General features: G+C 54.9%; 27 protein-coding genes. 5 read left to right on the forward strand and 22 right to left on the reverse strand.

The window, feature by feature from the left end; all coding sequences use genetic code 11:
• The first annotated feature begins 134 nt into the window (after window positions 1-134).
• Genes CFB04_RS07825 through CFB04_RS17895 form a run of 3 tightly spaced genes read left to right on the forward strand, consistent with a single transcriptional unit; the run spans window position 135 to window position 3,196 of the window.
• Window positions 135-1,445, forward strand: a complete 1,311-nt coding sequence (locus CFB04_RS07825) for a hypothetical protein (RefSeq protein WP_088534753.1) — start codon at window positions 135-137, stop codon at window positions 1,443-1,445.
• Window position 1,446: 1 nt separating this feature from the next.
• A complete protein-coding gene (locus CFB04_RS07830; protein WP_088534754.1) occupies window positions 1,447-1,908 on the forward strand; it encodes a cytochrome c3 family protein in 462 nt (153 codons plus the stop codon).
• Window positions 1,909-1,954: 46 nt separating this feature from the next.
• Window positions 1,955-3,196, forward strand: a complete 1,242-nt coding sequence (locus tag CFB04_RS17895) for a hypothetical protein (protein ID WP_157698758.1) — start codon at window positions 1,955-1,957, stop codon at window positions 3,194-3,196.
• A 112-nt stretch (window positions 3,197-3,308) separates the two neighbouring features.
• Here CFB04_RS17895 and nifS read toward each other — a convergent pair whose 3' ends face one another.
• The 3 genes from nifS to CFB04_RS07850 all read right to left on the reverse strand — a co-directional run bounded on the left by nifS (window position 3,309) and on the right by CFB04_RS07850 (window position 6,890).
• On the reverse strand, window positions 3,309-4,475 hold the full coding sequence (nifS, locus tag CFB04_RS07840; protein ID WP_088534756.1) for a cysteine desulfurase NifS: 1,167 nt from the start codon (window positions 4,473-4,475) through the stop codon (window positions 3,309-3,311).
• Complete coding sequence (gene nifU / locus CFB04_RS07845) at window positions 4,472-5,329, reverse strand: Fe-S cluster assembly protein NifU (RefSeq protein ID WP_088534757.1); 858 nt, start codon at window positions 5,327-5,329, stop codon at window positions 4,472-4,474. The genes nifS and nifU overlap by 4 nt, the downstream gene beginning before the upstream one ends.
• 142 nt (window positions 5,330-5,471) lie before the next feature.
• A complete protein-coding gene (locus CFB04_RS07850) occupies window positions 5,472-6,890 on the reverse strand; it encodes a phosphoglucomutase/phosphomannomutase family protein (protein ID WP_088534758.1) in 1,419 nt (472 codons plus the stop codon).
• 232 nt (window positions 6,891-7,122) lie between these two features.
• On the opposite strand from CFB04_RS07850, the gene CFB04_RS07855 reads away from it, so the two are divergent.
• On the forward strand, window positions 7,123-7,419 hold the full coding sequence (locus CFB04_RS07855) for a PxxKW family cysteine-rich protein (protein WP_088534759.1): 297 nt from the start codon (window positions 7,123-7,125) through the stop codon (window positions 7,417-7,419).
• Between the two features lie 123 nt (window positions 7,420-7,542).
• Window positions 7,543-8,013 carry an NUDIX hydrolase gene (locus tag CFB04_RS07860; protein ID WP_088534760.1) on the forward strand — a complete coding sequence of 157 codons (471 nt, stop codon included), beginning with the start codon at window positions 7,543-7,545 and terminating at the stop codon, window positions 8,011-8,013.
• Here CFB04_RS07860 and CFB04_RS07865 read toward each other — a convergent pair.
• The 19 genes from CFB04_RS07865 to CFB04_RS07955 form a co-directional block, all read right to left on the reverse strand.
• Window positions 7,991-8,827: a menaquinone biosynthetic enzyme MqnA/MqnD family protein gene (locus CFB04_RS07865; protein WP_088534761.1), complete on the reverse strand. Its 837-nt coding sequence runs from the start codon at window positions 8,825-8,827 to the stop codon at window positions 7,991-7,993. The two genes, CFB04_RS07860 and CFB04_RS07865, sit on opposite strands and share 23 nt — an antisense overlap.
• A 99-nt stretch (window positions 8,828-8,926) precedes the next feature.
• Window positions 8,927-9,328 carry a glycine cleavage system protein GcvH gene (gene gcvH, locus CFB04_RS07870; RefSeq protein ID WP_088534762.1) on the reverse strand — a complete coding sequence of 134 codons (402 nt, stop codon included), beginning with the start codon at window positions 9,326-9,328 and terminating at the stop codon, window positions 8,927-8,929.
• A 5-nt stretch (window positions 9,329-9,333) separates the two neighbouring features.
• Window positions 9,334-10,674, reverse strand: a complete 1,341-nt coding sequence (gene accC, locus CFB04_RS07875) for an acetyl-CoA carboxylase biotin carboxylase subunit (protein ID WP_088536747.1) — start codon at window positions 10,672-10,674, stop codon at window positions 9,334-9,336.
• Between the two features lie 91 nt (window positions 10,675-10,765).
• Window positions 10,766-11,236 carry an acetyl-CoA carboxylase biotin carboxyl carrier protein gene (accB, locus tag CFB04_RS07880; RefSeq protein ID WP_088534763.1) on the reverse strand — a complete coding sequence of 157 codons (471 nt, stop codon included), beginning with the start codon at window positions 11,234-11,236 and terminating at the stop codon, window positions 10,766-10,768.
• Window positions 11,237-11,303: 67 nt separating this feature from the next.
• On the reverse strand, window positions 11,304-12,371 hold the full coding sequence (locus tag CFB04_RS07885; protein WP_088534764.1) for a Xaa-Pro peptidase family protein: 1,068 nt from the start codon (window positions 12,369-12,371) through the stop codon (window positions 11,304-11,306).
• A gap of 1 nt (window position 12,372) precedes the next feature.
• Window positions 12,373-12,825 carry a type II 3-dehydroquinate dehydratase gene (gene aroQ / locus CFB04_RS07890; protein ID WP_088534765.1) on the reverse strand — a complete coding sequence of 151 codons (453 nt, stop codon included), beginning with the start codon at window positions 12,823-12,825 and terminating at the stop codon, window positions 12,373-12,375.
• Window positions 12,822-13,184, reverse strand: a complete 363-nt coding sequence (locus CFB04_RS07895; RefSeq protein WP_088534766.1) for a GTPase — start codon at window positions 13,182-13,184, stop codon at window positions 12,822-12,824. Before CFB04_RS07895 ends, aroQ begins: the two co-directional genes overlap by 4 nt.
• A complete protein-coding gene (locus CFB04_RS07900; protein ID WP_088534767.1) occupies window positions 13,181-13,981 on the reverse strand; it encodes a lipopolysaccharide assembly protein LapB in 801 nt (266 codons plus the stop codon). Before CFB04_RS07900 ends, CFB04_RS07895 begins: the two co-directional genes overlap by 4 nt.
• A gap of 2 nt (window positions 13,982-13,983) precedes the next feature.
• On the reverse strand, window positions 13,984-15,066 hold the full coding sequence (gene aroB / locus CFB04_RS07905) for a 3-dehydroquinate synthase (protein WP_088534768.1): 1,083 nt from the start codon (window positions 15,064-15,066) through the stop codon (window positions 13,984-13,986).
• A gap of 18 nt (window positions 15,067-15,084) precedes the next feature.
• A complete protein-coding gene (locus CFB04_RS07910; protein ID WP_088534769.1) occupies window positions 15,085-15,600 on the reverse strand; it encodes a shikimate kinase in 516 nt (171 codons plus the stop codon).
• On the reverse strand, window positions 15,584-16,768 hold the full coding sequence (gene aroC, locus CFB04_RS07915) for a chorismate synthase (protein WP_088534770.1): 1,185 nt from the start codon (window positions 16,766-16,768) through the stop codon (window positions 15,584-15,586). Before aroC ends, CFB04_RS07910 begins: the two co-directional genes overlap by 17 nt.
• A gap of 112 nt (window positions 16,769-16,880) precedes the next feature.
• Window positions 16,881-19,667: a type IV pilus secretin family protein gene (gene pilQ, locus CFB04_RS07920; RefSeq protein WP_231934442.1), complete on the reverse strand. Its 2,787-nt coding sequence runs from the start codon at window positions 19,665-19,667 to the stop codon at window positions 16,881-16,883.
• A 10-nt stretch (window positions 19,668-19,677) separates the two neighbouring features.
• Complete coding sequence (locus tag CFB04_RS07925) at window positions 19,678-20,205, reverse strand: pilus assembly protein PilP (protein WP_088534771.1); 528 nt, start codon at window positions 20,203-20,205, stop codon at window positions 19,678-19,680.
• On the reverse strand, window positions 20,192-20,785 hold the full coding sequence (locus CFB04_RS07930; protein WP_088534772.1) for a type 4a pilus biogenesis protein PilO: 594 nt from the start codon (window positions 20,783-20,785) through the stop codon (window positions 20,192-20,194). Before CFB04_RS07930 ends, CFB04_RS07925 begins: the two co-directional genes overlap by 14 nt.
• 42 nt (window positions 20,786-20,827) lie before the next feature.
• Entirely contained in the window at window positions 20,828-21,376 is a 549-nt protein-coding gene (locus CFB04_RS07935) for a PilN domain-containing protein (protein WP_088534773.1), read from the reverse strand.
• Entirely contained in the window at window positions 21,373-22,425 is a 1,053-nt protein-coding gene (pilM, locus tag CFB04_RS07940; RefSeq protein ID WP_088534774.1) for a type IV pilus biogenesis protein PilM, read from the reverse strand. Before pilM ends, CFB04_RS07935 begins: the two co-directional genes overlap by 4 nt.
• 20 nt (window positions 22,426-22,445) lie before the next feature.
• The gene (locus tag CFB04_RS07945; protein WP_088534775.1) at window positions 22,446-22,646 is read right to left on the reverse strand and encodes a helix-turn-helix transcriptional regulator; all 201 of its coding nucleotides are present in this window, start codon (window positions 22,644-22,646) and stop codon (window positions 22,446-22,448) included.
• A 237-nt stretch (window positions 22,647-22,883) separates the two neighbouring features.
• Window positions 22,884-23,525 (reverse strand): pilus assembly protein PilX, encoded by a 642-nt coding sequence (locus CFB04_RS07950; protein WP_088534776.1) that lies wholly within the window; start codon window positions 23,523-23,525, stop codon window positions 22,884-22,886.
• 20 nt (window positions 23,526-23,545) lie between these two features.
• Window positions 23,546-24,763, reverse strand: a complete 1,218-nt coding sequence (locus CFB04_RS07955; protein WP_088534777.1) for a prepilin-type N-terminal cleavage/methylation domain-containing protein — start codon at window positions 24,761-24,763, stop codon at window positions 23,546-23,548.
• Window positions 24,764-24,766: the final 3 nt, after the last annotated feature.

Raw genomic sequence — 24,766 nt, forward strand, 5'->3', positions numbered from 1 at the left:
GCAGACACAGACGGCACATTAATACCACCCGAAGACTCAGTCAATAGGAAAACCATATAAGCAGGCATTAAGAAACAGGCAGCGCCTGCCGATACGAGAAGGCATATGCCTGATTCAGCGCCTGGAGTCTCTCCATGAGGTACATAGCCGGAATTTACGCTATTATGCTCGTCTTGCTGCCTTTCGACCTCTTTGCGGCAGACATAGGTGTAGATGCGATGTCTCTGTTCCGGCTGGAAGAACGAAACGCTCCCGCAGTCGACTCGCGACGAATCGCCCCTGCCACTCAATATTTCACGGTCAATCTCGGAAAGCTTGCGGACGGTAACCTGTCCCTGCATATCCATGGGTGGGGAAGGATCGACCTTGCTGACCAAAGCCGCAACGGCGGGAACACCGACGGGAACGTCACGTATGGCTACCTGAGCTATCGGCTGCCGCAAGGGGATGGACAATTGAAAGCAGGCCGTTTCTTCGTCTACGATCTCGGGCACGTTGAGCAGGTCGACGGGGCAGGCGCTCGGGTCGACCTGCTTCACGGATTCGTCCTCTCCGGATTCGCAGGGAAACCGGTGGGGCCCGGCGGTCCGACGGACAACAGGGGAGATTTCCTCTACGGCGGCCGGCTCGGCTACCGGTATGGTGGCTTTCTGGAGCTCGGTATCGCGGCTCTTCATGAACAGGGTACCGAAAGCAGACAGTACGTTGCAGCATTAAACGATCTGCGAAACGAAAAGAACTTTCACGAACTTATAGCTGGAGATATCTGGATTGCCCCAAACGGAATCGCCGACTACTCGGGGCGCATATTCTATGATCCAGGCGTTCGAGAACTGGCGGAACAGAACCATTTTGTGACGATCCGCCCTCGGACCGATTTGTCACTGGCCTTTGAGTACAATCAACAGCGTCTCGAAGGTTTTTTTGCCGTGACCGCTCTTCCCTCCACCGTATTTCGTCCCGCTCCCGGCACTGAAGTCGTCTCCTACAGCGCCGTAGCCAGTTACACGGCGACCAGCAGAATCGAGGTGTCGGCAGATGCAAAGCAAACGAAATATGATGCTGCAGAGCGGGGAAAAAGCAGAAAGTTCGGGCTGAACATAGATGTCTCGTTTCTGGATGGGAAAATCCGAACCGGGGGGGGGCTTCACCGGGTCGATTCTCAGGTGCCCCGAGTCACCTCCTACAATGAAGTCCACGGCTATGGGCTCTACACAGCGTCGAGATATTTCGGCTCGGCAGACATCATCACGCATCTTTTCGATGAAGCAATCTATGGAAAAACAAGCTCCGTCACCGGAACCATCACAACCGGATACCGCGTCACGCCCGAACTCGCCCTCTCCGGGGATATCAGCTATGGCTGGAGCCCGCAACTGGTCAACGATCTGCGCGGATTACTTAAGCTTACATATCATTACGAGAGCAGCAAAGGAGCACGGTAACATGAAGGGACGTCGTCTCTTGGCGATAATCGCAGTATTCAGCGGAATGATCATTTCGGCGGCCTGCAGCAGAATCGCCTCTCTTCCCGCAGGGCATCCGGAGCCGCTTGCGGAAGGGAAGGTTGCTTGCAGCGAGTGCCATGAGGATGCGGTTAGAGGCGTTCTCAAGCCCTATGCTTCCTTCGATCACTCCGTTTCCTTCATCAGAAGCCACCGGCTCTATGCCCAGCGCGACGACAGGCTATGCGCAACGTGCCACCAGAGCTCATTCTGCAATGACTGTCACGTGAACCGTGTGGAGATAAAGCCTTCGCTCAAGTATGGGGAACGCCCTGACCGGGAATTCATGCACCGAGGGGACTATCTCACGCGCCACAAGATCGACGGCAAGCTCGATCCGACAGGCTGTTACCGCTGCCACGGCAGGATGAACAACAAACAGTGCGTTGCCTGCCACCGATGACGGGCCGTCCATTTTCATAGTTACTTTTGGAACTGATGTGAGAGTGATGTTATCTTACATAGCTGCCATAGTGGCTGCAGTATCCCTCGCCGCGCTGTGGGGATGCGGTACCGCCAATGATACGGCACCCGCCGTCGACTCCACCGGCAAACATCCCACAAACTGGGTCGTCGGCCACAGGAGCGCCTTTCACCGCACGCCCGAGCAATGCAGGGAATGTCATGGACCGGATCTTGCGGTAAGAGGATCAACAGGAGGTATAACCAGAATAGGTTGTTTCGCCGCAACGTGGAACGGAATGAGCTGCCACGCCTTGGTGAACGGGCAGCCTCACGGGCCACGCAACCTCCCCCATGCAATCCCCTTCACCTCTCCCGGAACCCATGGCCCTGAGGCGAAGAGAGACCTGGTTGGTTGCCAGGAATGTCACGGTGAGCCAGGGATCTCCGGCAGCAATCCACGATTCAATGCAACGATCGGCTCCCTTAGCGCCGGATGCGAAGCCTCCGGCTGCCACATAACCAATGCGGCGCACCCGGTACCTTGGCTGACCCACGGCTCCGCCGGAAACCTCATGAGGGCATGCTCTCTCTGCCATGGGACTACCCTCCGGGGTGGAGTCGCTCGCTCCTGCTTCAGCGCGACCTGTCATCCTAACAGCGCGCCGGGCACCGTGCCCGTTGCCGGCCAATGCACCTCGTGCCACGGCAAGCCCCCCAACGGCCTCCCCGGCGCAAGCTCCCCCAACATTGCAGGAGCACACGCCAAACACGGCAACGTTCCGGGTATCGGCAGCATTTGCGAGACCTGTCACACGGGAGCAGGCACCGGAACCGCCAACCATGCCAACGGCCGAGCTGATGTCGCCTTTACCTCCACATATAATGCTAAATCGGGGCCCTCTGCATTTGATGGCGGAACCCAGACCTGCACAAACGTCAGTTGTCATGGGGGTGAGGCAATAAGCTGGACGCAGGCATTCGAGAGCGAGGTCCACGACGGGTGCATACGGTGCCACGCCTTCGGAACAAACCAGTACAACAGCTACCACTCGGGAAAGCATCCGGAGCACGAGCGTTCTGGCCCCAACGGCCTTCTCTGTACCGATTGCCATGACATCGAAAAGCTGCGGCAGAAACATTTCAGCGGACTGTCAACACCTCAGTTTGAGGGGACACCTAGGGACACCCTCCGGGATGAAGTTCGGTATAACGGCACTACCTGTTCCCCACCAGGACTCAGCCCTCTGGGAGCCTGCCATTTCGATCCTGTCGAACGGGCCTGGTAAATTCCGGCGTGCTGTTTCAAGCTTCAGATATCCTCGACGCCACTCCCAAAACAAAACAGGCCCATGCTTGATCCAGCATGGGCCTGTTCCTGCTACTGATACTGTATGGCCGTTACTTTGTATATTCCCGCCCGAACGGCGATATCTCCCGCAGTCGCTGAATGATAGGAGGCACTTCTCGAATGATGAGGTCGATCTCCTGGTCGGTGTTGAATCGCGATAGCGAGAAGCGGATGGAGCCGTGAGCGCAGGTGAACGGAACCCCCATCGCCCGCAGTACGTGGGATGGTTCGAGCGACCCGGAGGTACAGGCACTGCCGGAGGACGCGCAGATTCCTTTTTCGCTCAGCAGGAGCAGGATAGCTTCCCCTTCCACAAATTCGAATGCAATTGAAAGGGTGTTGGGCAGCCTTTCGGCACCATCGCCATTGATCCTTGCCTTCGGAACAAGCTTCATCAGCTCCCGCTCCAACCGGTCCCGCATACCCCGTACTCGGGTATCCTCGTCCTTCAGGTGCATTCCAGCCAGTTCACACGCCTTGCCGAGCGCGATGATGGAAGCCGTATTTTCAGTGCCCGCCCGACGGCTCTTCTCCTGGTGCCCGCCTATCATGAACGGCCGGAACGGCACTCCCTTGCGGAGGTACATGGCGCCGCACCCTTTCGGTGCATGGAGTTTGTGACCCGAAAGGGCAAGCATGTCTATGGTCGAAGTTGCCATATTCAGCGGTATCTTCCCCACAGCCTGGACAGCGTCGGTGTGAAAAATCGCCCCCTTTTCCTTTACTATGGCACCGACTTCCTCGACAGGAAAGACGACCCCTGTTTCATTGTTTGCATACATGACAGATACAATGGCGGTGTCATCATCGACAGCCCGCTTCAGTTCGTCGAGATCAAGCCTCCCCGATGAATCTACGTTCAGCTCCGTCACCCGGTAGCCCCGTTTGGAGAGGTTCCGACAGAGGGTAAGGACAGCAGGATGCTCGACGCGGGTAGTTATGATGTGCCTGCGTTCAGGAAAAACTTCAAGGGCTGAACGAATCGCCGCATTGTCGCTCTCAGTTCCGCAGGAAGTGAAAATAATCTCGTCTGGCGATGCTCCAAGCAGCGCTGCAACGCGGCTTCGTGCTTCATCCACTTTTTTCTGGACCTGCCCGCCAAAGAAGTGCATCGAACTGGGGTTGCCGTACAGTTCGCAGAAATAGGGGCGCATCTCCTCGAATACGGCCTCATCGACTTTGGTGGTGGCGTTATTGTCTACATATACCTCCTTCATCCCTCCACCTCCTCGATTACTATGTCGTCCGCAACCAGCTCCCGCAGCCGCATCTCGACGAACTTAGCGGTGTTGCCGGAAGACACGCACCCTGCACATGCCTTGCGGAAGGCGATCTGAACCCGGCTACCGTCGATGTCGATCAACTCAAGGTCCCCACCGTCAGCCCACAGCTGCGGACGCACCTCTTTCTCCAGAGTTTCCTGGATCAGCTGCATCTTACGCAGGTTAGTGAGCCGCTCCGGTTTCTTCGGAGCTTCTTTGGCCTGTCCACCCACCACTTCGGCAATCAGCTCCTTGATGCGCGGGATACAGCCGCCGCAGGCACCCCCTGCCTTGGTAAAGTGGGTCACCTGCTCTGCCGTGTGGAGCTTGTTGGAGGCAATTACCTTCTTGAGGAACTGATCGGTAAGCCCGAAGCACTTGCAGACGATCTCTCCTTCCATCGCTGCATGATCATGGTCCTGATGAGTAGGAAGCGGTCCTCCCCTGTACTTGGCAATGGCCACTTCCAGGGCTTCCTGCCCCATGACGGAACAGTGCATCTTTTCTTCGGGCAGCCCACCTAGGAAATCTGCTATTTCCTGGTTGGATATCTTCAGCGCCTCGTCGAGGGTCTTTCCCTTAACCATCTCGGTAAGGGCCGACGAAGAGGCGATTGCGCTTCCACAGCCGAAGGTCTGGAACCGGGCGTCGACAATCCGCTCCTTCTTCTCGTCAAGCTTGATAAACAGCTTGAGTGCATCACCACATGCAAGGCTGCCAACTTCTCCGACTGCATCCGCATCCTCTATTTCACCAACATTTCTCGGATTCAAGAAATGATCTTTAACTTTTTCAGTGTAATCCCACATGTTTCCTCCAATAAAGATGTATAGTCACGGACTGGTGATTATAACCCGAACGGCTTATTTTTCTCAACGAAAAGCCCGGATGGGATAAAAAAACGCCACGGACCTGCGTCCGTGGCGTCCGTCTTTCATGTTCGTACTCGCGCTACGAAAGGATAAAGTCACGGCCAGCTGTCATAATTGCCTGCAGACGCTCGAACGAAGATGCCTCACCGTAAAGCCTGACTACAGGTTCCGTTCCCGATTTGCGAAACAGAAGCCAACTGCCGTCGTCCAGAATGAACTTGTTTCCGTCTATGGTTACAACGTCCCTCACCTTTACCCCTGCGAAGGCTGCCGGAATCTCTTTTATTTTGGTCGGAAAGGCTGCTTCAAGCTCCGGCGAGAGGTTCAGGTTTTCCCGCTTCGTCACGTATCGACCTACCCGTTGATACAACCGCTCCAGTAGCGCCTTCACCGACATTCCTTCACGGGCGACCATCTCTGCAACTAGAAAGCAGGCCAGTATCCCATCCTTCTCCGGGACATGCCCCATTATCGATAGGCCGGCGCTCTCCTCCCCACCGATAATGATTTTGTTCTGACTGATCAGTTCGCCGATATACTTGAAGCCAACAGGTGTCTCGTGGATCTCTATCCCGTGGTGATGAGCGACAGCATCGACAAGATGAGATGTTGCGACGCTGCGTGCTACTCCCCCCTTCATCCCACGCACACGAACAAGGTAGTCGAAGAGCAGGGCTATGATGTAGTTCGGCTCAATGTAGGTTCCATCTTCATCTACGATACCGAAACGGTCGGCATCTCCGTCCGTTGCGATACCGAGCTTAACATCAGGATCTCCCTTCACGAGTCGGATGAAATCCTGGATGTATTTCTCCGCCGGCTCTGGTGGAAACCCTCCGAAGTAAGGGTCTCTATGGGAGTTGATGATCTTGAACGGCACCCTCCGCTCGACTAGAGGCTTCTCTAGATAGCCACGGGCAGTTCCGTAGAGGGGATTGAGTGCGAGAGTGCCGAGACGGGCGAGGGACTCGAAGTCGACCTTCTCCTTGAGAGCGTCAAGGTACGGCTGCTGCGGGTCTATTTCCTCTATCAGTCCGTCACGGGATGCCTGCTCGAATTCAGGTCTCTCCGGGCATATCTTCCCGACCATCTCATTCGCTCGACGCTCAATATCCCTGGTGGTGTCAGGAAGAGCCGGCCCTCCCCAGGCAGGAGAGAACTTGATCCCGTTATAACGGGGCGGGTTGTGACTCGCTGTAAAGTTGATGCCTCCCGCTGCCTTTCGTCTTAGAATCTCGTACGAAATCACCGGCGTCGGCGTATCCCGATCGCACAGAAAAGTCTTAATATTCGCTCCCGCCAGAATACGTGCCGCCTCACGTGCAAATTCATCCCCCATGAACCGGGAGTCGCAGCCAACGATGAGCCCCTTGTCTTTGTCCGGTCCTGCCGCCACATGGTCGGCGATGGCACGTGTAACGACCCTCACGTTGTCGAACACAAAATCATCGCATAAAATGCCGCGCCACCCCGATGTGCCGAAAGCGATACCCCCCATCCCTCCTCCTTTTCTGTCAGGCAGGAAACTACTGCTCCCAAGTGCGAGACGCCCTGCAAATGTGATAATGAATGGCTTGAAAAAACCTTTGACAAGGTTAATATAGAGGCATCCGTGAGTCAAGGGAAAGGGCCGGAAGCAGGGGGTTTTTCCTGTTGACTTTTTTCTTTCCTAATTGGTAGAGTAGCTCTTGCCAACGATTTCGCAGCAGCAACAAGAGGAGGATTAACTCATGCAGTGTCAAACGGTTCTTCCTGGTACCGAGTGTACTTTCTGGGGGAAACAAGGGTGTGCATTTTCTGACGGAGCTTGTCAGGTTGTGGTCGAGAATTGTGAGGGATGCGAGCGGGTAGTCGAAAGTTCGATAGGCAAGGTCTGTAGTGCCTATCCTGCTCCCCAGAAAAAATGGCAGACCGGTCTCTGCAACTTCGCAACACACGTAAAAGTGGAAATCAAGAGCGAAGAGACTAAAGTCAATCCTCTCAAAGCTTCCAAAAAAGCTTCCGGGGGCGGGGGCAAGAAGAAGTAACAGCTCCTGGACCGACACGGAAAAGGGAGGGGTTTCCCCCTCCCTTTTTTATTGCTTCCGATCCGCGCGTCCTCTGGTAAACTTTCCTCCAGCGATTTTAGACCCTTCTCTCCTGAGGACATCATGGCTTATGAATTTTTAAGCTGCCCGACATGCGGCGCGAAGCTTAAGGAGTACCGTAACCCGCTGCCGACCGTTGACATCATCATAGAAGTCGACGAGGGCATTGTCCTCATCGAACGGAAGAATTCTCCTCTAGGTTGGGCACTGCCCGGCGGATTTGTAGACTATGGGGAACCTCTGGAAAAAGCCGCCATCCGGGAAGCTTTGGAAGAGACATCGCTGCGGATCTGCAACCTGAGGCTTCTCGGCTGCTACTCGGACCCCGCACGAGATGTTCGTCATCACACCATCTCCGTCGTCTATGTGGCGAGCGGACACGGCATCCCTTGTGCGGCTGATGACGCCGCAAATCTACAAGTCTTTCCTCTTGATTCAATTCCGGCAAAACTTTGCTTCGACCATCGGCTGATCTTGGACGACTACCTGCGCCGCAGAAGCGAGGGGATGCTTATTCCGATAAATTCGGACTAAAGAGGCGGATCTGCGGTCTTTCTGCTATGATCCCCAGCTCAGATGCATAGCCGAAAAAGGTATCGACCCCTTTCAGGTGTTCAGGCGTCAGCTCATATGAAATAATCCGCCAGTAGTCGGCAAGATCCTCCTCACTCATCCAGCTCCGTTCTGCACACCTTGATGCTATGCGGGCATAGGTGCCGTAAGCGCGTTCCTTTGCCTGAACAAGCTCTCTCCATAAAGCAGCAACCTCATTAGGCTTCCCCAACGCAGTTTTCTCCGTAACAAGCCAGAGGGCAAAAACGAAGGGAAGTCCGGTGAATCGCCACCACAGCTCGCCCAGATCATAAACATGCAGCCCATGAAACTTCATGCTTTCCCGAAGCGCGGCATCCCCTATCAGGAGCAGAGCGCTGAAATCCCTCAACGCTTCTGCGAGCGGCAGGCCGGTGCGCTCCATATCGTTGAGGAAGCCGAATTGCTTTCGAAGGATGATCTTCAACAGGTTAACGGACGTGTCGGAGTCGGTGGTAAGACCGATGCGGGCGCCGTCAAGCTGCTCCATCGGAAGTCGCGAAAAGAGCAGCACGCTTTTTACGGGACCTACGGAGCTTATGGACAATTCAGGAAGAAGCAGGTATTTCCCTGGTGATTTCCCATACTCTATGGAAGATGAGGGACAGACATCAATTTCCCCACTGCGGAGTAGGGCGTTGAGAACGGACGGAACGCCTCCTACAAAAGAGTACTTACTGCAGGCGGGGCTATCCAGGAGTGCTGAAAAAATTGGTGTACAATTGGCATATTTGATATGGCCTATGTTCAGGGTCATGTGCAACTCCGAAGTTATCAAGGGAAAACGCGGGGCAAAAAAAGAATCAGGCGAGAAAACTCTCGCCTGATCTCTATCAATACATACTGCCGTCAGTCTTTACTCTTCCCCTTCCGGTTCACCGTCTGAAGTGGTTTCTGTGTAATCTTCAGCAGAAAGCAGTGAATTCAGTTCCTCAGGGTCAGACATCTCTACAACGACAAGCCACCCGCTGTCATATGGATCGTCGTTGATCAGTTCGGGAGCATCCTTAAGCTCCTCGTTAATCTCCACAACCTGCCCGCCGATAGGGGCATAAAGCTCCGCAACCGTCTTCCGGGCCTCTACCGAACCGAATGAATCATCCTGCTCCAGTTCGTCGCCTACATCAGGAAGATCAACACCGGAGACCGGTCCCAATTCATGCTGGGCGAAATCGGTAAGCCCGATCACGGCCCGGCGCCCTTCCAACCTTATCCAGACATGCTCCTTGCTGTACTTCAGCTCGTCGGGAAACTCCATGATGATTACTCCAACACGATCCGCTCAAGGAAACTCGTGTCTATATTCCCTTCTATGAAATCCTTGTTGGCCATGATGCGCTTGTGGAATGGGATCGTCGTCTTGATGCCTTCGACTATATACTCGTCCAAAGCACGGGCCATTCTCCGGATTGCATCTTCACGCGTCTCTGCATGTACTATCAGCTTTGCGATGAGCGAATCATAGTGAGGAAGCACGGAATAGTTCTCGTAGACGAAAGAATCCACCCGCACTCCAAGCCCCCCCGGAGTATGATAGGCGGTGATCCGGCCCGGGCATGGCGTGAATTTCACCGGATCTTCGGCATTTATACGGCACTCGATTGAATGGCCGTTTATTTTTATATCACTCTGCTTGTACCGAAGCTTCAGGCCGGCAGCCGACCTTATCTGCTCCCTGATGATGTCCACACCGGTCACCATTTCGGTTACGGGGTGCTCCACCTGGATGCGCGTGTTCATCTCCATGAAGTAGAAGTTGTTATCCTTATCGACAAGGAACTCCATGGTACCTGCACTGTTGTAGCCCACTGCACGCGCTGCGCGGGTGGCAGCCTCTCCCATTGTCTTCCTCAGCTCGGGTGTACTCACCGAGGAGGGAGCCTCTTCGATAAGCTTCTGATGCCGACGCTGGATCGAACAGTCTCGCTCACCGAGGTAGATCACGTTACCATGCTTGTCGCCGAGAACCTGAATCTCCACATGACGGGGATTTTGGCAATATTTCTCGATGTAGACTTCAGGGTTGCCAAAGCCCGCTTGGGCCTCGGCACGCGCAGTAGCAAAGGCATTGGGAAGAGCGGCGGGTGAATGAACGATTTTCATTCCCCTGCCTCCCCCCCCGGCAGTCGCCTTTATAATTACGGGAAACCCGATTTCCTTTGCAATCCTTACAGCTTCGTTGACGTCACTCACACCTTCCTTGGTGCCGGGCAGAATGGGCACTCCTTCCTTGATGACGGCCTGACGGGCGCTGATTTTGTCACCCATGAGTCGCATACTCTCTGAGGAGGGGCCGATGAAGGTTATGCCGCAGTTCTCGCAGATTTCGGCAAAAGCTGCGTTCTCCGAGAGAAAACCGTATCCCGGATGAATCGCCTCGGCGTCGGTCAGTTCGGCAGCGCTGATAATGGCATTGATGTTAAGGTAGCTCTGAAGGCTGGGAGCGGGACCGATACAGACGCTCTCATCGGCCAGCTTTACATGGAGCGACTCGCTATCGGCGGTTGAATAGACTGCAACTGTCCTGATGCCTAGTTCCTTGCACGCACGGATAATGCGCAGGGCTATTTCGCCGCGGTTGGCGATAAGTATCTTATGGAACATGTATATCTCCAGGGAAAGAAATCTTTCCGTATCGCTGAAACGTCGCTCCTGCTTTTCGGGCACATGGACCCGTCAGCATGGGCTATGTGCGTTATACGCGCTCGACCATGAAGAGGCTATCGCCGAATTCCACCGGCTGAGCATTTTCCTTCACAATTTTGACGATCTTGCAGCGGAACTCCGCCTCTATCTCGTTCATCAGCTTCATGGCCTCGACGATGCACAGGACCTGCCCCTTCTCGACAATCTGCCCTACCTCCACATACGGGGGTGCATCGGGAGCCGGTGCCCGGTAAAAGGTCCCTACGATGGGGGAGGTTATAGCGTCTCCCTGCTCCTCGACAGGTGTGGCCGCGGAAGCGGACTGCGCCGGTGCTGCAAGGGCAGCGGGAGCTGGAGCGGAAACCGCCTGCGGCATGGCTACGGGCGCGGCAACCTGCACGTATTGAGTCGCGCTTCCCCGCTTGATCCGTATCTTGTCCTCGGCATTCTCCAGCTCGAACTCGCTTATGTCGGTTTCCGTCACCATCTTTATCAGCAACTTGAGATCCTTGATATCCATCCTCTTCTCCTTTCTTCATAACAGAAGGCCCGGAGTCCCGGGCACGCTGTGCATTTCGTCCCTGACCTCAAATGACAATGAGATCCTTGGGCACTTTGCTCAAGACGCGGTAACCGTCAGCTGTAACAATTACCGTGTCTTCTATTCTGACTCCTCCCCATTCGGGGATATAGATGCCCGGTTCAACAGTGATTACCATCCCTTCTTTCAGGACTCCATCGCTCCGGAACGAGACGGTTGGCTTTTCGTGTACCTCCAGTCCAACGCCATGCCCGAGACCGTGCCCGAAACAGGATCCATAACCCTTGCTTTCGATATGGCCGCGCGCTATGGAATCCAGCTCCTTAAGCGCAACCCCCGGCTTTACCCCCGCCAGAGCAAGATCGTGGGCGTCCTTTACGATCGAGTAAATCTCGCGCTGACGTGAATCCGGTTTCCCTATGGCCACCGTCACCGTTTCATCCGAATGATAACCGTCGAAACGGGCGCCGAAATCGAGAGTAACAAGTTCACCGGCGGCAATGACCTTTTCGCTGGCGCGCCCGTGAGGAAGAGCTCCCCTTACACCGGAGGCGACGATAAAATCAAAGGCCTTATCCTCCGCCCCTTTCTGTTTCATCAGAATTTCAAGTGCTAGGGCAACATCCCGCTCAACCGATCCCGGTCTCAGCTGATCCAGAACCTGGATCAACGCCTCGGATGCTATGGATGCACTTCTATCAAGAAGTTCAACCTCTGCCGCATCCTTCAGGAGCCGCAGTTCATCAAGCTCCGAACCTACCGCAACCAGCTCCACCCCGGGGAGAGCGGCGGATAGAGCGTCATGAAACGAGACGGTCATATGCTCCGCCTCGATTCCCAGACGACGGCTACCCGCCTTCTGGACGCATTCAGCTATCCCCTCTACCTTGGACCGATATGTGACGGTGGAGGAGCAAAAAACCTCACGTTCTGCTTGGGTGGTATATCGGGAATCGGTGAGAAACCACCCCTCGTCATGCCGAATGAGCAGTGCGCCATCACTGCCGGTAAAACCCGACAGGTAGCGGATATTCGGCAAATGCAGGAAGAGAAGGGCTTCGACCTCAAGCCTCTCCATGAGGCGCCGGGCCGAAAGGATTCTGTCTTTTAGCATACTAGGGACCTTCTGACAATCCTTTTTTAATATGATTAAAAATGGCCCGAAGCCCCATCAGATAACTATCTACGCCAAATCCGGACACCTGCCCGACAACAACCGGGGCCACGTAACTGCGGGTCCGAAACTCCTCGCGCCGGTGGATGTTTGAGAGGTGCACCTCCACGGCAGGCACAGCAACGGCTGCAAGGGCATCCCGTAATGCGACACTGGTATGGGTGTAGGCAGCGGGGTTGATGACAATTCCATTCACCGAAGAAGCCGATGCGTGTATCTTGTCGATTAGCGCCCCCTCCGAGTTCGACTGAAACGTTTCCACTTCTACGCCGAGTTCGACGGCAAGCTCACTGATTGCTGCATCTATCTCCGCAAGTGTAAGGCTCCCGTATACTTCCGGCTCCCTTGTCCCCAGCAGATTAAGGTTCGGGCCATGCAGCACGAGCAGTTTCATCGCTCCAGTTCCTCCCGAAGCCGAAGCGAAGCCTGCCGAAGCAGAAACCTTCCCTTGCCGGCACTACTGTTCCGATCCGTAACCAGAACGAGAAAAAAATCGCGGTTTACATACCGTATGAGAATCGAAGCCGCTGATGTAGAGATACAGACTTCTTCCATACTACCACACCCAAGGCTCTCGGCGAGATTCCTGGTCTGATTCATGACCGCGACATATTCGACCGCCAGCGCCTGGATATCGAGTGACGACTCCGGCAGGTATTCATCGATAGCGATGCCGTCGCATCCCATTATTACGGCGCCCAGCCCTCCGCCGACCCCATCGACAATATTGCTAAGCGTATCCCGAAACTTCATCTCCGCCTCCTGATTGCCGCCAGCCAGCGTTCCAGGGTCTCAAGGACCTGCGCCTCTTTACCCTTTTCCGGAAGGAGAGCGCCCCCCTCGATCCGTTCTTCCATGGCCCCGCCAGGAGAAGCGTCGACACTGCTTCGGCCCATGGCTGCAGAAAGCTCCTCCGCTCGCCGCTTCATCTGGTGATTTTCCGGATCGGCAGCCAGCAGTTCCGTGTATACCTGCAGCGCAAGCTCTGGCAACCCCTGAGCGGCATATAACTCGGCCACTGTGGCCGTCGCCAGCGGCCCTCCGCCGATTCCCGGAACTACCACCTCGTCGTTCAGTTCTTCTACCGCCATGCCGGAAGAGGGCTCCCCATCCTCCACTACTTCCGTCAGTTCCTCTATTTCTTCCAGGTCATCGGCTTCGGCACCGGAGGGCGATATCAAAGCAGCCTCCGCTGGATGCTCGCCCGCTCCACCAGAAATGTCAGGCCCCCTGGAAAATTCGTCCAGTTCCGAGAGCAGCCGGCGAGCCAGGAGGTTTTCGGGCATCACCTCGACTACCTTGCGGAGGGCCTGCCTGCTCTCCGTATAGAGCCCCTTCTCGAAACAAGCCCTGCCCAGCGCCATGTAGCCACCGATGTAGTCGGGGTGAAGCTCGCACCCTTTCAGCGCCACTTCCAGAGCTTCATCGAGAAGTCCCAGTTTTCGGTATACGTCTGAGAGAGGCGCAAAACAGTATGATTCAGGATCCCGCGCGAGAATATCCTCATATTTTTTGCTGGCAGCCATAAGAGCGGCGGTATCGTTCCCCATGGTCACTCTCCCTTACCTCCGCCATTGAACAGGGGTGAAACGTCGGTGATTCTGGTGATTTCAAAGTCCCCGACCCCCCGGTTGAAAACGAAATTGATCCCTCCATCGCGCACTTTCTTGTCCCGCATCAGGACCTCTCGGTACTCCGCCTCATCGAACCCGGGCAGGTCGGTGGGGAGGCCGAGGGAATGTAGAAGCGCAGCGATCCGGCGCGTATCGTCGCCGGAGGCAAGTCCCAAGGCCTGGGAAAAGCGCGCGGCCTGCACCATGCCAATTGCCACCGCTTCGCCGTGAGAATAGGTACGATAGCCCGTCAACGTCTCTACCGCATGGCCCATCGTATGGCCGTAGTTGAGGACGGCGCGAACGCCGGATTCGGTTTCATCCTGCTCGACTATACCCGCCTTGATGGCACAGCAACGCCTGATCACGAAGAGCAGTGCTTCGCGGTCGCGCGCCAGGAGCCGGTCCGAGTGATTGGTCAAATACTCGAACAGCTCTGCGTCCAGGACAACCCCGTACTTGACTATCTCCCCGAGGCCGCCGCGATACTCTCTGTCAGGAAGGGTGTAGAGTGTCGAGACATCCACAAGCACCAGCCTGGGCTGATAAAAGGCGCCGATGAGGTTTTTCCCCTTCGCGTGGTTGATGCCGGTCTTTCCCCCAACGCTGCTGTCTACCTGGGCCAGCAGTGTAGTAGGCACCTGTATGAAGGGGATTCCGCGAAGATAGGTTGCTGCGGCAAATCCCGCGATATCCCCGACCACTCCACCGCCGAGGGCCAGTATGAACGAGTTCCGCTCCATTCCGAAATCGATGAGAGAATCATAAATGGCATGGAGGCTTGAACTGTTTTTGTATTCCTCCCCATCGGGAATCTCTATGGATGTGACGGCGTATCCCGCCCCGGACAGGGCCGACGCGACGAGCCCCCCATACAGAGCACCGACTGTGGGATTTGTCACCATGGCCACCTTTGTACCAAGGTTCAATTCACGGCAGAGATTCCCGATTCTGTCGAGTACCTCTTCGCCGAACTGTATCAGGTAGCTACGATCTGCCAGACCAACCTGAAGAGAATCCACTCTAGAGTTCCTTATCCTTTATTTTAGCCATACTAAAATTTCTTCTGCGATTGATTCCGGAGCTCTTCCGGTCGTGTCGATACGGACGGCAGCATCTTGGTAGTACTGTTCCCGCTCAGCCAGCATTGCCATGACTTTCTCGGGAGACTTGTCTTCCCGCAGCAGTGGGCGGCCCTCGTCATGACGAAGCCGCTCCACGACTGTCTCGACCGAAGCGGTGAGATTGATGACGATGCCGCTCTCTCGCATGAGACGGCGGTTTTCATCCCGCAACACCACGCCTCCGCCCGTCGCAACAACAAGAGGGTCTTTGGTTGCCAGCTTCCCGAGAGCCTCCTGTTCCCGGTCACGAAAATATGTTTCACCATGACGTGCGAAAATATCGGGTATCGACAAGCCGGAATCAGCTACAATACAGGCATCGAGATCAACGAACCTACGTCCCAGCCGATCGGCCAGGATCCTGCCGACAGTACTCTTCCCAGTCCCCATAAATCCTGTCAGAAAAACATGTTTATCAGAAACTGCGGACATACTGCATGTGCCGTTCGTAAGTTCGGCGAATTTCCGCAACCGAGTCGCCGCCGAATTTCTCGATAAATGCCCCGGCTATCTCCATAGCCACCACTGTCTCGGCCACCACCGCTGCCGCAGGCACGGCACAGATATCGGAACGTTCAACCGTCGCCTCGATAGTTTCCTTGGTAGACATGTCCACTGACCTGAGAGGCTTGTACAAGGTAGGGATCGGCTTCATCGCCGCCCGCAGCACAATCTCTTCGCCGTTGCTGATTCCCCCCTCTATTCCGCCTGCACGGTTGCTCGTGCGGTAGAAACCGCCGCTGCCGGGTCTCTTTTCCGCGATTGCGGGGTCATAGGAGATCTCATCATGAACGCGGGAGCCGGGATTTCGGGATGCTTCGAATCCCATGCCTATCTCAACTCCCTTGATTGCCTGGATACTCATAAGAGCCATGGCAAGCCGGGCATCAAGCTTTCTGTCCCACTGCACATGGCTTCCGAGACCTACCGGTACGCCGGAGACGAAGATTTCGACTACGCCTCCAAGAGAGTCTCCTTCGGCCTTGGCCTTATCTATCAACAGCTTCATTTCCTCATCCACACGCTGATCGTAGGTATAGAGTTCGGAGCGAGCGGCAAGCTCACGCAATTGCGCTAAAGGCGCATCGGGCCGTACGGCCCTGATCCCCCCCAGTTCCGCAACAAAACCGGAGACGGTAATGTTGAATTCCTGGAGAAAGAGTTTTGCCAGAGAACCCACGGCCACGCGGACAGCGGTCTCCCGGGCGCTGGACCGCTCGAGAATATTTCGCACGTCGTCGTGTCCGTATTTGATCGCTCCTGGAAGATCGGCGTGACCCGGACGTGGACGGGTGACACGTATCGATTCGTCGCGGCAGGAAGGATCGACCGACATCTTCTCCTGCCAGTTGGCCCAGTCGCGATTAGTTACGGCGAGAGTGACCGGAGAACCTAGTGTTTTCCCCCAGCGCACACCGGAAAGAATCTGGACCCGGTCCTTTTCTATCTGCATTCGGCCGCCCCGGCCATACCCTCCCTGCCGACGCGCGAGGTCGGCATCGATCGCATCTGCTGTGACGGCAACGCCGGCGGGCATGCCTTCCACAATTGCGGTAAGCTGGGGGCCGTGCGATTCGCCGGCGGTAAGATATCGTAGCAACACGCTCTCCTTGAACCTAACAGAAATGCCAGGGGCGCAAACCCCTGGCATTTTTAGCACACTATAACGATTTCCGCAAACAAACTCGATTTGTCTTGAGCCCGCGGACCCGCTATCCGACGATCCTCGGGGTGATGAATATAAGCAGTTCCGTCTTGGTTTTCGTCTTAGTGTTGGATTTGAAAAGCCAGCCGAAGAGAGGTATGTCCTGAAGGAAGGGCACACCTCTGTCCTCCTCCGTATCACCGTCAACATAGATTCCGCCTATGACAGTAGTCTCACCGTTTCTGATCTGGAGCTCTGTCGTTGCTTCCTTCTTGTTGATCGGTGGAGGAGAGCCAGTGCCTGCGGAGTTATTGGATGCCTTTATCTTCATCCCGATGTTGCCGTCGGCGGTAATGTGCGGCGTAACCTCCAGTGTCAGCGCCGCTTCAACGAACTCCGTTTTGGTCCCTTCGGCCGACACCGTCTGGTATGGGATAGATTGCCCCTGGGATATCTTTGCAGCTTTGTTGTTGAGCGTTACGACTTTGGGAGTGGAAATGATCTTGATCTGTCCGTTCGTCGCTGCCGCCGAAAGACGCAGGTCAAGCTGAACATTGCTCGTCAGCCGGCCGAAGGACATGCCGATCGCCGCGCCAGGGCCAGATGTCCCCGTTGATGGGGGAGGGATGACGATCCCGCCGAAGCCGGTATCGAGCTGCTCCAGAAACGCGCCGGAGCCGTCACGATAGTGAATCCCCCACTGTATTCCTAGCTCCCTGGTAAAGGTAGAGGTAGCTTCAACTATGCGGGCTTCTATCATCACCTGCCTCTCCGGAATGTCTATGTTCTTCAGGAGGGATTTCATCTTTTCAAGGGCAGGAGCGATATCGGTCACTATCACCCGATTGGTGCGTGCATCCTGTGAAATACTTACTCCCTCGCGGGATGTCTTAAGGTTATTGAGCTGTGCCACTACATCGCCGACCGAAGCGTAATTGATGTCGAAAATTACCGTTTGCAGTTCCATCGCCCGCTCGCGTGCCCTCTTCGACTCCTGCTCCCCCTGCTCCATGCTTTTGAACTTACCGGCCGGCTTGATCTGGACGATGTTGCCATCCCGTTTCATCTCTAGGCCCTTCGACTCAAGGATCACATCGAGCGCCTGGTCCCATGGAACGTTCACAAGCCTGAGGCTTATGGTTCCGGTAACATCGTCCGAGATGAGGAAATTGAGGTTACTAACCTCCGCGATAAGCTGGAATATCTTCCTAATGTCGGCATCCGAAAATTCCAGGGACACCCTTCTGCCTGTGTACCTTTTCCCATCCCCCGCCACGGTCACCGACTGCGGCTGCTCTGCGACAGGCGAAGCTTCATATTGATCGCGTACAACGTCCGACATGAATGAAGGCTGCTCTCCTGCTTCGGAGTTCTTGAAGTCCCAGTTGACAGTGCGGCCCTCCTGCTTGATGGTGAATGGTGCGGCAGAGCGCATTTTGACGAGAATCCTCGCCATCTTTCGGCCCTTGCTGGTTACCTGATAGGGAGTTATGGAGAGCACCGGCGTCACGAACGACCTGGCATCCAGCATCCTCTGCAGCTTCCTCGGCACCTGACAGTTATCAATGGTAAGCAGCCATCCCCGGGGGCTCTTCGTCGGCTCTCCAACCTTGCATGCCTCGTCCAGGACGATTGAGACACGGGAATAACCATCTACCTGCTTGAATTCCACATTTTCGACAACGGGCACGGCAGGCTCGGCCGGGCGAGCTTGCCCTGGAGGAACCGGTGCAGGAGCGGTTTTTTCAACCGCCGACTCCCTTTGCTTCCTCTCGGGCAGCTGTTCCAGCACGACTTTCAGCCCCCCCTGGCGTGTAACAACCTGTCCCGGCGGCAGATGCTCGCCCGCAGCATCCAGAACGACCCGTACTTTCTCGGGTGTCAGGCCAATCCTCGCATTTGCTACCCCGAAGTTGTTAATAGGGACAACCCGGGAAGCAGATGCTCTGGTGATGCCAAAGAGGTCAATCACCATCCTGTCAGGCTTGGCCAGACGAAATGTAGCAACCTTCTCCGGCACATCGCTGAGGTCGATCTCGATACCGTCGCGGACTTTTCTCACTGCAGAAAGATTTTTCCCCTGGAGGCCCGGTTTCTGCTTTTCAGCAGACTCAGGAGATTGAGCCGACGGTTTTTCGCCGGGCTTGTCCGTCTCCGTAGCAGGTGCCTCAGAGGGTACGGCTACAGGGGGTTGGGCTACAGGGGGGGGAGCGACCACTGAACCGGTCTCTTTCTGCAGCGCAATTCCCGTCCCCTTAGCCCCAGCGTCTTCTCCGGCACTTGGCTCTTTCTGTGCCTGGGGTGTAACTTCAGCCGATGAAGGAGTCTGCACGGGGTCCGCAGAAGCATCAGCCTTTATCTCCGGAGAAGGTACAGCAGCCGGTGCCGAATACTTTGCCTCCGCCGCATCGGCAGATGGATCAGAATACTTTACCTGCAGCCTGTCCCTCTCCCCCAGCGGCGTGACAACCGCATCCTCGTCCCGCTCCTGCATTATCTCCACACGGCTGAGAAACCCGCTGCCGTACCCGTGCTTGGTTACCAGTATCTGGCGGATGTTCCCCCTGTTCACCTCAATCGGGGCAGTGATATCCCCTGGTTCAGTCTGTGCGAGATCTATGACGGTTTTCGGAGGAGATGAGATTTTGTATGACGTGTAGGTAAGAGGCCTGTCGGCGTAAATATCCACCAGCAACCCGTCAGCGGAAACCTTGACCTCGCGGAGCACAACCGAGGGGAGCGTGCCGTCGGAAGCATCGCCACCGGCAAGAGGCTTATGAGCGCAGCCCATCACCCCCGCCAGGAGAATGGAGCCAAAAGCTATGCCTAGAAGCCTTCCTGAGCCGAATACCATTGAAGCCTCCTTACTTTTTCTGGGGCAGGGAAAGCACTACCGTGCGCTTCCTGGCGCGACCGTTATCGGCCACGTATTTTTCTTCCACTTCGACCGCAGCCGCGGAAATCCTGGTTATGCGACCATTGCTGGTGCCGATGCTCATTCCCGGCTTCACCACATATCCCTTTCCATTCGGGTCGATGATGAGGGCGGAACTCTGCTTGTGACCGATGACAATGCCGGCTACCCGGAACCTGCTCAGCTCAAAGCTCTCCATGGGAAGGCCACTTCCACTCCGGGAATGGTCGGTTGCAGGCGCAGGCTTCGGCGGCTGTGCTATGAACGGTTTGAACGGATCTTTCGCCTTGCTGAAATCAAACTGCTGCGGATTTTGCTGCACCATTGCCGAAGAAGTCTGTTTCTGGACCGGCTGCTGCTTGGCAACCTGTTCCGGCTTCGGCGGAGGGGATGTCTGGACCTGCTCCTCTTTCTTGCAGCCCCACAACAGAAGGGCAAGAAGAAGCAGGACCACGATTGCATCTTTATTTTTTCTCATCCTTGATCTCTTTCTTGTCGAGAAAACGAAAGGTTGTGGCGAGACAGTTGACTTTGACTGTTGTTCTTCCCCTTTCGTTCTTGATATCACCGAACTGCACGTTACTGATGTTGACAATCCGCGGAAGATCTCCCACTGCTACAAAAAAGTTGGCCACTTCATAAAAAGAACCTGAAACCGAGATGTCGACGGGAACTGCTGAATAAAAATCCTTGGGCTCCTCCGGCTTCGGCCGGAACAGAAGAAAGTCGAGGCCCGCATTTTTTCCGACGGAGGAGATGCTCGTGAGCAGTCCCGGGATTTCCTTCTGGTTGGGGAGCTCAGTGAGAGCCCTCTCCAGCTCCTTCTCCAACTTTGCGTAATCATCCCGGAACTTCGGTAAGTTATTGGCAATCCGACGATTCTCCTCAACCTTGCTCTGAAGCTCGTCGCGCCGGCCTTGCAACTCCTTCAGCTCCTTCATTTTGGGCTGCTGGAGTGCGAGAAAGAACACACCCGCCTCAAGGATAAGAACAGCGACCAGAAGGCCTAATTTTTGCCTGTTGGGGAGCTTCAGGATTTTGTCTAGTCTCGGATCCATACCGTCCTCAGTTACTGCTTATTCGAAAAAGCCACTGATTCTTCATTGTTTAAGGCTCTTGATGGCACAGGTCATATCGAACCTCTTCATCTTCTGTCCACCTGCATCCGTCTGCTCCGACACCATGAGTTCCACATTGGTAAACTCGTCGGAGCTCTGGAGGTTGCGCATGAAGTTGGCGATAAGGTCCTCGTTCATTGCAACACCCGATATGGAGACGTCCGCACCGCTTTCCGCATACCTGGTTAACCAAAGCTGCTCCGGAACCGCTCCACTGAGTTTGGCGAGCCGGCTGGCAGGGCCGGTTTTCTGTTTGCGCAGCTGATCGAGCACGCCAAGCTTCTTCTTCACCTCTGCTTGCAGTTTCTTCAGATTGTCTATCTCACCGATCTTTTTCTTGAGCAGTTCGATTTCCTGCTCGGCGGCTGAAATTTCCTGCTTGGCAGTTGAAATTTTGAGGAGAGTGACCGAGTAGACCGTCACCAATACTAGAAGCATGGACAGTACGGAAACAGCAGCTATCAGGATCTGCTGCTGCATGATCTCTTTCTTTTTTACGGCACGTACCGGGAGAAGGTTGATTTTAATCATTTGTCCCCGAACCTCCTCAATGCCAATCCGACGGCAACGGTAACGACAGGACCCATCTCCTGAAGATAATCGGGGTCGAACTCCTTGTCGTTACAGATGATCTTCTGAAAAGGATTGATGATCTCCACCGGAAGCCCGAGGCGTTCCCCTATGACATCGACGAGCGACGGCGTCTTTGCACATCCGCCGCTCAGGAAAACCTTGTCGATCTTTCCATCGGGTGCAGCGGAATTATAAAAATCGAGGGCCCTCCGCACTTCCATGGCAACGGTATCATTTATCCTGCTAAAAATGGCTTCCAGCCTTCCTGCATTGTCTGTCTCATGGGACAGCTTGATGTGCTCAGCTTCGGCTGCATCCACCGCCAGTTGCTTCTGGATTTCCTCGGTGTAAAGGTTTCCCCCCAGCTGCACGTCCCGAGTGAAAAGCGATGAGCCTGCTTTGACGATGTTGATGTTCATGATGCTGGCGCCGATATTTATCAGCGCCGATACCTCTGCCGGCTCCGGATCGTAGTTCAGCTCAAATGCGTTCTGAAGCGCAAAGGCGGTGACATCCATCACGGCGAGTTTAAGTCCCGCTTCGGAGAAAACAGAAATGTAATCGTTAACGATGTCTTTTTTGCTGGCAGCCAGCAGGACCGACATTTTAGTAGGATCAGTCTCGTCGGAGCCTAAAATCTGGAAGTCGATGTGCACATCGTTTATGTCGAAAGGAATATACTGTTCCGCCTCCCACTGGATCTGGTCATCCAGTTCCTCCTGGGTCATGAGCGGGATCTGGATTTTCCTGATGATGATGGAGTTACCAGAGACAGAGCTGGCAACATCGCTGTTCTTTATTGCCAGACTTTTGAGAAGATTGCGCACTCCCTCGACAACAGCGGATGTATCCATCAGGGTGTTGTCAACGATCGCCTCCGGGGGAAGGGGCATTATTCCGATGCTCTGAAGGGCGTAGGTGCCTTTCTGCTCTTTAAGGCCTACTACCTTTATCGAACCCGAGCCTACGTCAACCCCGATTACCTCTTTTTTCTTCGACAAAAACATGACGTATCCCTGTCCTGGTGCTAGTCCTGAAAGACCTTGTCTTTTTCCGCTAGTGAGAACCCCAAAGCGAGAATGATCTTACGCTTCGTTTCCATCCGGCACTCTTCCCCGCGCTCGATCCTGTCGATGGTGATCGGTGACACTCCCGCCAACCGAGCCAACTCCGCCTTGCTCATCAGGTTCGCAACCCTGATTTTCTTCACATGATTTTTTGTCTTCATGCCGCCACCATACGAAATATGTTCTTATCTGGTATTTCGGCATGAATTTATAACAATTGAATTTAATGTCAACAAATTTTGCATAATTATATGTAATTATGCTTCAGTGACTGCGGAGGGAAGCTGTTGCGCATGTAATCTTGACTACACGGAATAGGAAGGTCGTTGTCAGATGGGGCGCTATTCTTTTGTTATTGTCCCTTCTTCGGCATGCCGGAGAAAAAACTTTATTTCTTCTTAGTAAGCGTAAAGGACTTCAAATATGGCCTTTTCCGCTGAAGCGCCCTCCCTTTCACCCTGAACCTCAAATGTATAGAGCGTCGGCTGCTGCATTACCGAGGGATTGTTGTTGACGGAAGCCACGCCTCCGCCAGCTTCGAGGTCGAGTCCGCTGCTGTCGGACATCCCCGGAACGTTGTTGACAATCTTTGCATACAGGTTGAATCCGGTGGTATCTCCTCTCAGCCTGAAGGTCATGTCGGGAGCCAGTTTCGGGTCGATCCCTCCCGCCCTGCTGGCAGCATTACAGGCCGTCCATCCCGCACTGTCCGTGGTTACCTTCTGCTTGAGGCACAGGTTTGGAGCTGTAACGTTAAGGTCGATATTGCTGAATGTGCTCGAAATCCTTGTGACTGCAGCAGTCGCAGAAGTGTACGTCCCAAAATTCATTACGAGTGTCGGCAGGATGTCCTTGGGGTACAGGTTCGTAGCAGCCGCATAGCTAGCTTCGAACGAGCTTTTATAGCGTTTTTCAGCTCCGGACATTCTCGTCTTTACGGTAACCAGGTAGAGCAGCGACATGGTTATGGCAAGAGCAAGCATTGTCAGCATGAGTGCCGTTACCATCGCTATGCCGTCTTCATTCCTGAGAGTACGCATATGCCACCACCCGCCCCCGCTCAATTAAGGTTCCCCAACGGCACCACAAGCGTGTATACCCGCCAATGGTACTTCTCCCAGTCCCTGATGTTCTGGTTCTCGAAAACAAAGCTCCTGCCAAATGGGACTCCGTTAATGGTTTCCCCTACCCAGATCCTGTCGTCAGGATATCTGAAGGTATTTGATTTCCGCCCTTCCTGCGCAAGGATGTAAACCCTCACCTCGCGTACCTGAGCACGTATAGCCGCCGCCCTGTCGGCACCAGTGGGAGGCGTATCGGAGTGAAGGTTGACCACCCCGTCACCATCCGTGTCGAGAGAGTGCACAACCTGCATGTCTGCCACGCAGTCCAGAAGCGGGTATGGAGCCGAAAAACCACCCCCGGGATCGGGCTCGCTCGGATCAGCGGAAGCCGGCTTTTGACCCGCTATGGAGCGATAAAGTATACCGACCCCTTCGGCGATATTGGACGCATCCAATGGCTTGGCGCACATTTCAGGCATGCTTTTGGTGTCTTCGGGGCGTTTGATATAGTAGTCGGAACGATTGAAGGGCATCCGCAACGGCCGAGTGTCTTCCTCACCGTCTTTGGGAGAAACACCGTATACCATGTGAGTTTCCAGCATCTCCCGCGGACGGAAACCGGAGGGAAAATCCGCAGGATTAGGGGAATAGCTGACGGTGAATCCGGAGGAATTAAGGAGGACCTTGTTTGACAGAATCCCATTTGCATAGCTGTTCCTGAGAACTATGAGCCGCTCCTTCGCAACCATCGAATTCGACGTGTATTTCGTAAAGGTAGCCATGTACCATTTCTTAGCGGTGTCATTCAGCCCTGTCATCGTAGATTTCACGACCAGGTAATCCGACCCGTTGAACCCAGCGTTGTCTCCGCTGGTGACGGCGCGGGGAGGAGATCCGGGTGCGTCGTTGTACACCTTGGAATCCACACCCGGAGCGGGATTACCGGTGGCGAGGATAATTTCGGCGTAGGTCACTCCAGTCACGTCCCACGGTAGGCCATACCCCGCTTGAGCAAGGTCTCTACGCAGCATCTCAAGACCCACTATCCCCTCGATCTCCGACTCCGCGCTTTTTGACTCGTGCAGAGACCTGCTGATAATCCTGTCGAATGAAACACCTGCAAGCGCAAGGATGATAACGAAGATCCCCATGACGATCACGAGTTCGGTCAGGCTGAATCCATCTCTGCTCTTCAAAAGCGAAGCTGTTCGCATATG

Origin of the sequence: Geobacter sp. DSM 9736, assembly GCF_900187405.1 — a bacterium.
In the GTDB taxonomy this organism is placed as follows: Bacteria; Desulfobacterota; Desulfuromonadia; order Geobacterales; family Geobacteraceae; genus DSM-9736.

Coding starts and splice junctions, on each gene's coding strand:
- CFB04_RS07825 (WP_088534753.1), top strand. CDS start 135: ATGAGGTACATAGCCGGAATTTACGCTATTATGCTCGTCTTGCTGCCT.
- CFB04_RS07830 (WP_088534754.1), top strand. CDS start 1,447: ATGAAGGGACGTCGTCTCTTGGCGATAATCGCAGTATTCAGCGGAATG.
- CFB04_RS17895 (WP_157698758.1), top strand. CDS start 1,955: ATGTTATCTTACATAGCTGCCATAGTGGCTGCAGTATCCCTCGCCGCG.
- nifS (WP_088534756.1), bottom strand. CDS start 4,475: ATGAAGGAGGTATATGTAGACAATAACGCCACCACCAAAGTCGATGAG.
- nifU (WP_088534757.1), bottom strand. CDS start 5,329: ATGTGGGATTACACTGAAAAAGTTAAAGATCATTTCTTGAATCCGAGA.
- CFB04_RS07850 (WP_088534758.1), bottom strand. CDS start 6,890: ATGGGGGGTATCGCTTTCGGCACATCGGGGTGGCGCGGCATTTTATGC.
- CFB04_RS07855 (WP_088534759.1), top strand. CDS start 7,123: ATGCAGTGTCAAACGGTTCTTCCTGGTACCGAGTGTACTTTCTGGGGG.
- CFB04_RS07860 (WP_088534760.1), top strand. CDS start 7,543: ATGGCTTATGAATTTTTAAGCTGCCCGACATGCGGCGCGAAGCTTAAG.
- CFB04_RS07865 (WP_088534761.1), bottom strand. CDS start 8,827: ATGACCCTGAACATAGGCCATATCAAATATGCCAATTGTACACCAATT.
- gcvH (WP_088534762.1), bottom strand. CDS start 9,328: ATGGAGTTTCCCGACGAGCTGAAGTACAGCAAGGAGCATGTCTGGATA.
- accC (WP_088536747.1), bottom strand. CDS start 10,674: ATGTTCCATAAGATACTTATCGCCAACCGCGGCGAAATAGCCCTGCGC.
- accB (WP_088534763.1), bottom strand. CDS start 11,236: ATGGATATCAAGGATCTCAAGTTGCTGATAAAGATGGTGACGGAAACC.
- CFB04_RS07885 (WP_088534764.1), bottom strand. CDS start 12,371: ATGCTAAAAGACAGAATCCTTTCGGCCCGGCGCCTCATGGAGAGGCTT.
- aroQ (WP_088534765.1), bottom strand. CDS start 12,825: ATGAAACTGCTCGTGCTGCATGGCCCGAACCTTAATCTGCTGGGGACA.
- CFB04_RS07895 (WP_088534766.1), bottom strand. CDS start 13,184: ATGAAGTTTCGGGATACGCTTAGCAATATTGTCGATGGGGTCGGCGGA.
- CFB04_RS07900 (WP_088534767.1), bottom strand. CDS start 13,981: ATGGGGAACGATACCGCCGCTCTTATGGCTGCCAGCAAAAAATATGAG.
- CFB04_RS07910 (WP_088534769.1), bottom strand. CDS start 15,600: ATGTCCGCAGTTTCTGATAAACATGTTTTTCTGACAGGATTTATGGGG.
- pilQ (WP_231934442.1), bottom strand. CDS start 19,667: ATGGTATTCGGCTCAGGAAGGCTTCTAGGCATAGCTTTTGGCTCCATT.
- CFB04_RS07925 (WP_088534771.1), bottom strand. CDS start 20,205: ATGAGAAAAAATAAAGATGCAATCGTGGTCCTGCTTCTTCTTGCCCTT.
- CFB04_RS07930 (WP_088534772.1), bottom strand. CDS start 20,785: ATGGATCCGAGACTAGACAAAATCCTGAAGCTCCCCAACAGGCAAAAA.
- CFB04_RS07935 (WP_088534773.1), bottom strand. CDS start 21,376: ATGATTAAAATCAACCTTCTCCCGGTACGTGCCGTAAAAAAGAAAGAG.
- pilM (WP_088534774.1), bottom strand. CDS start 22,425: ATGTTTTTGTCGAAGAAAAAAGAGGTAATCGGGGTTGACGTAGGCTCG.
- CFB04_RS07945 (WP_088534775.1), bottom strand. CDS start 22,646: ATGAAGACAAAAAATCATGTGAAGAAAATCAGGGTTGCGAACCTGATG.
- CFB04_RS07950 (WP_088534776.1), bottom strand. CDS start 23,525: ATGCGTACTCTCAGGAATGAAGACGGCATAGCGATGGTAACGGCACTC.
- CFB04_RS07955 (WP_088534777.1), bottom strand. CDS start 24,763: ATGCGAACAGCTTCGCTTTTGAAGAGCAGAGATGGATTCAGCCTGACC.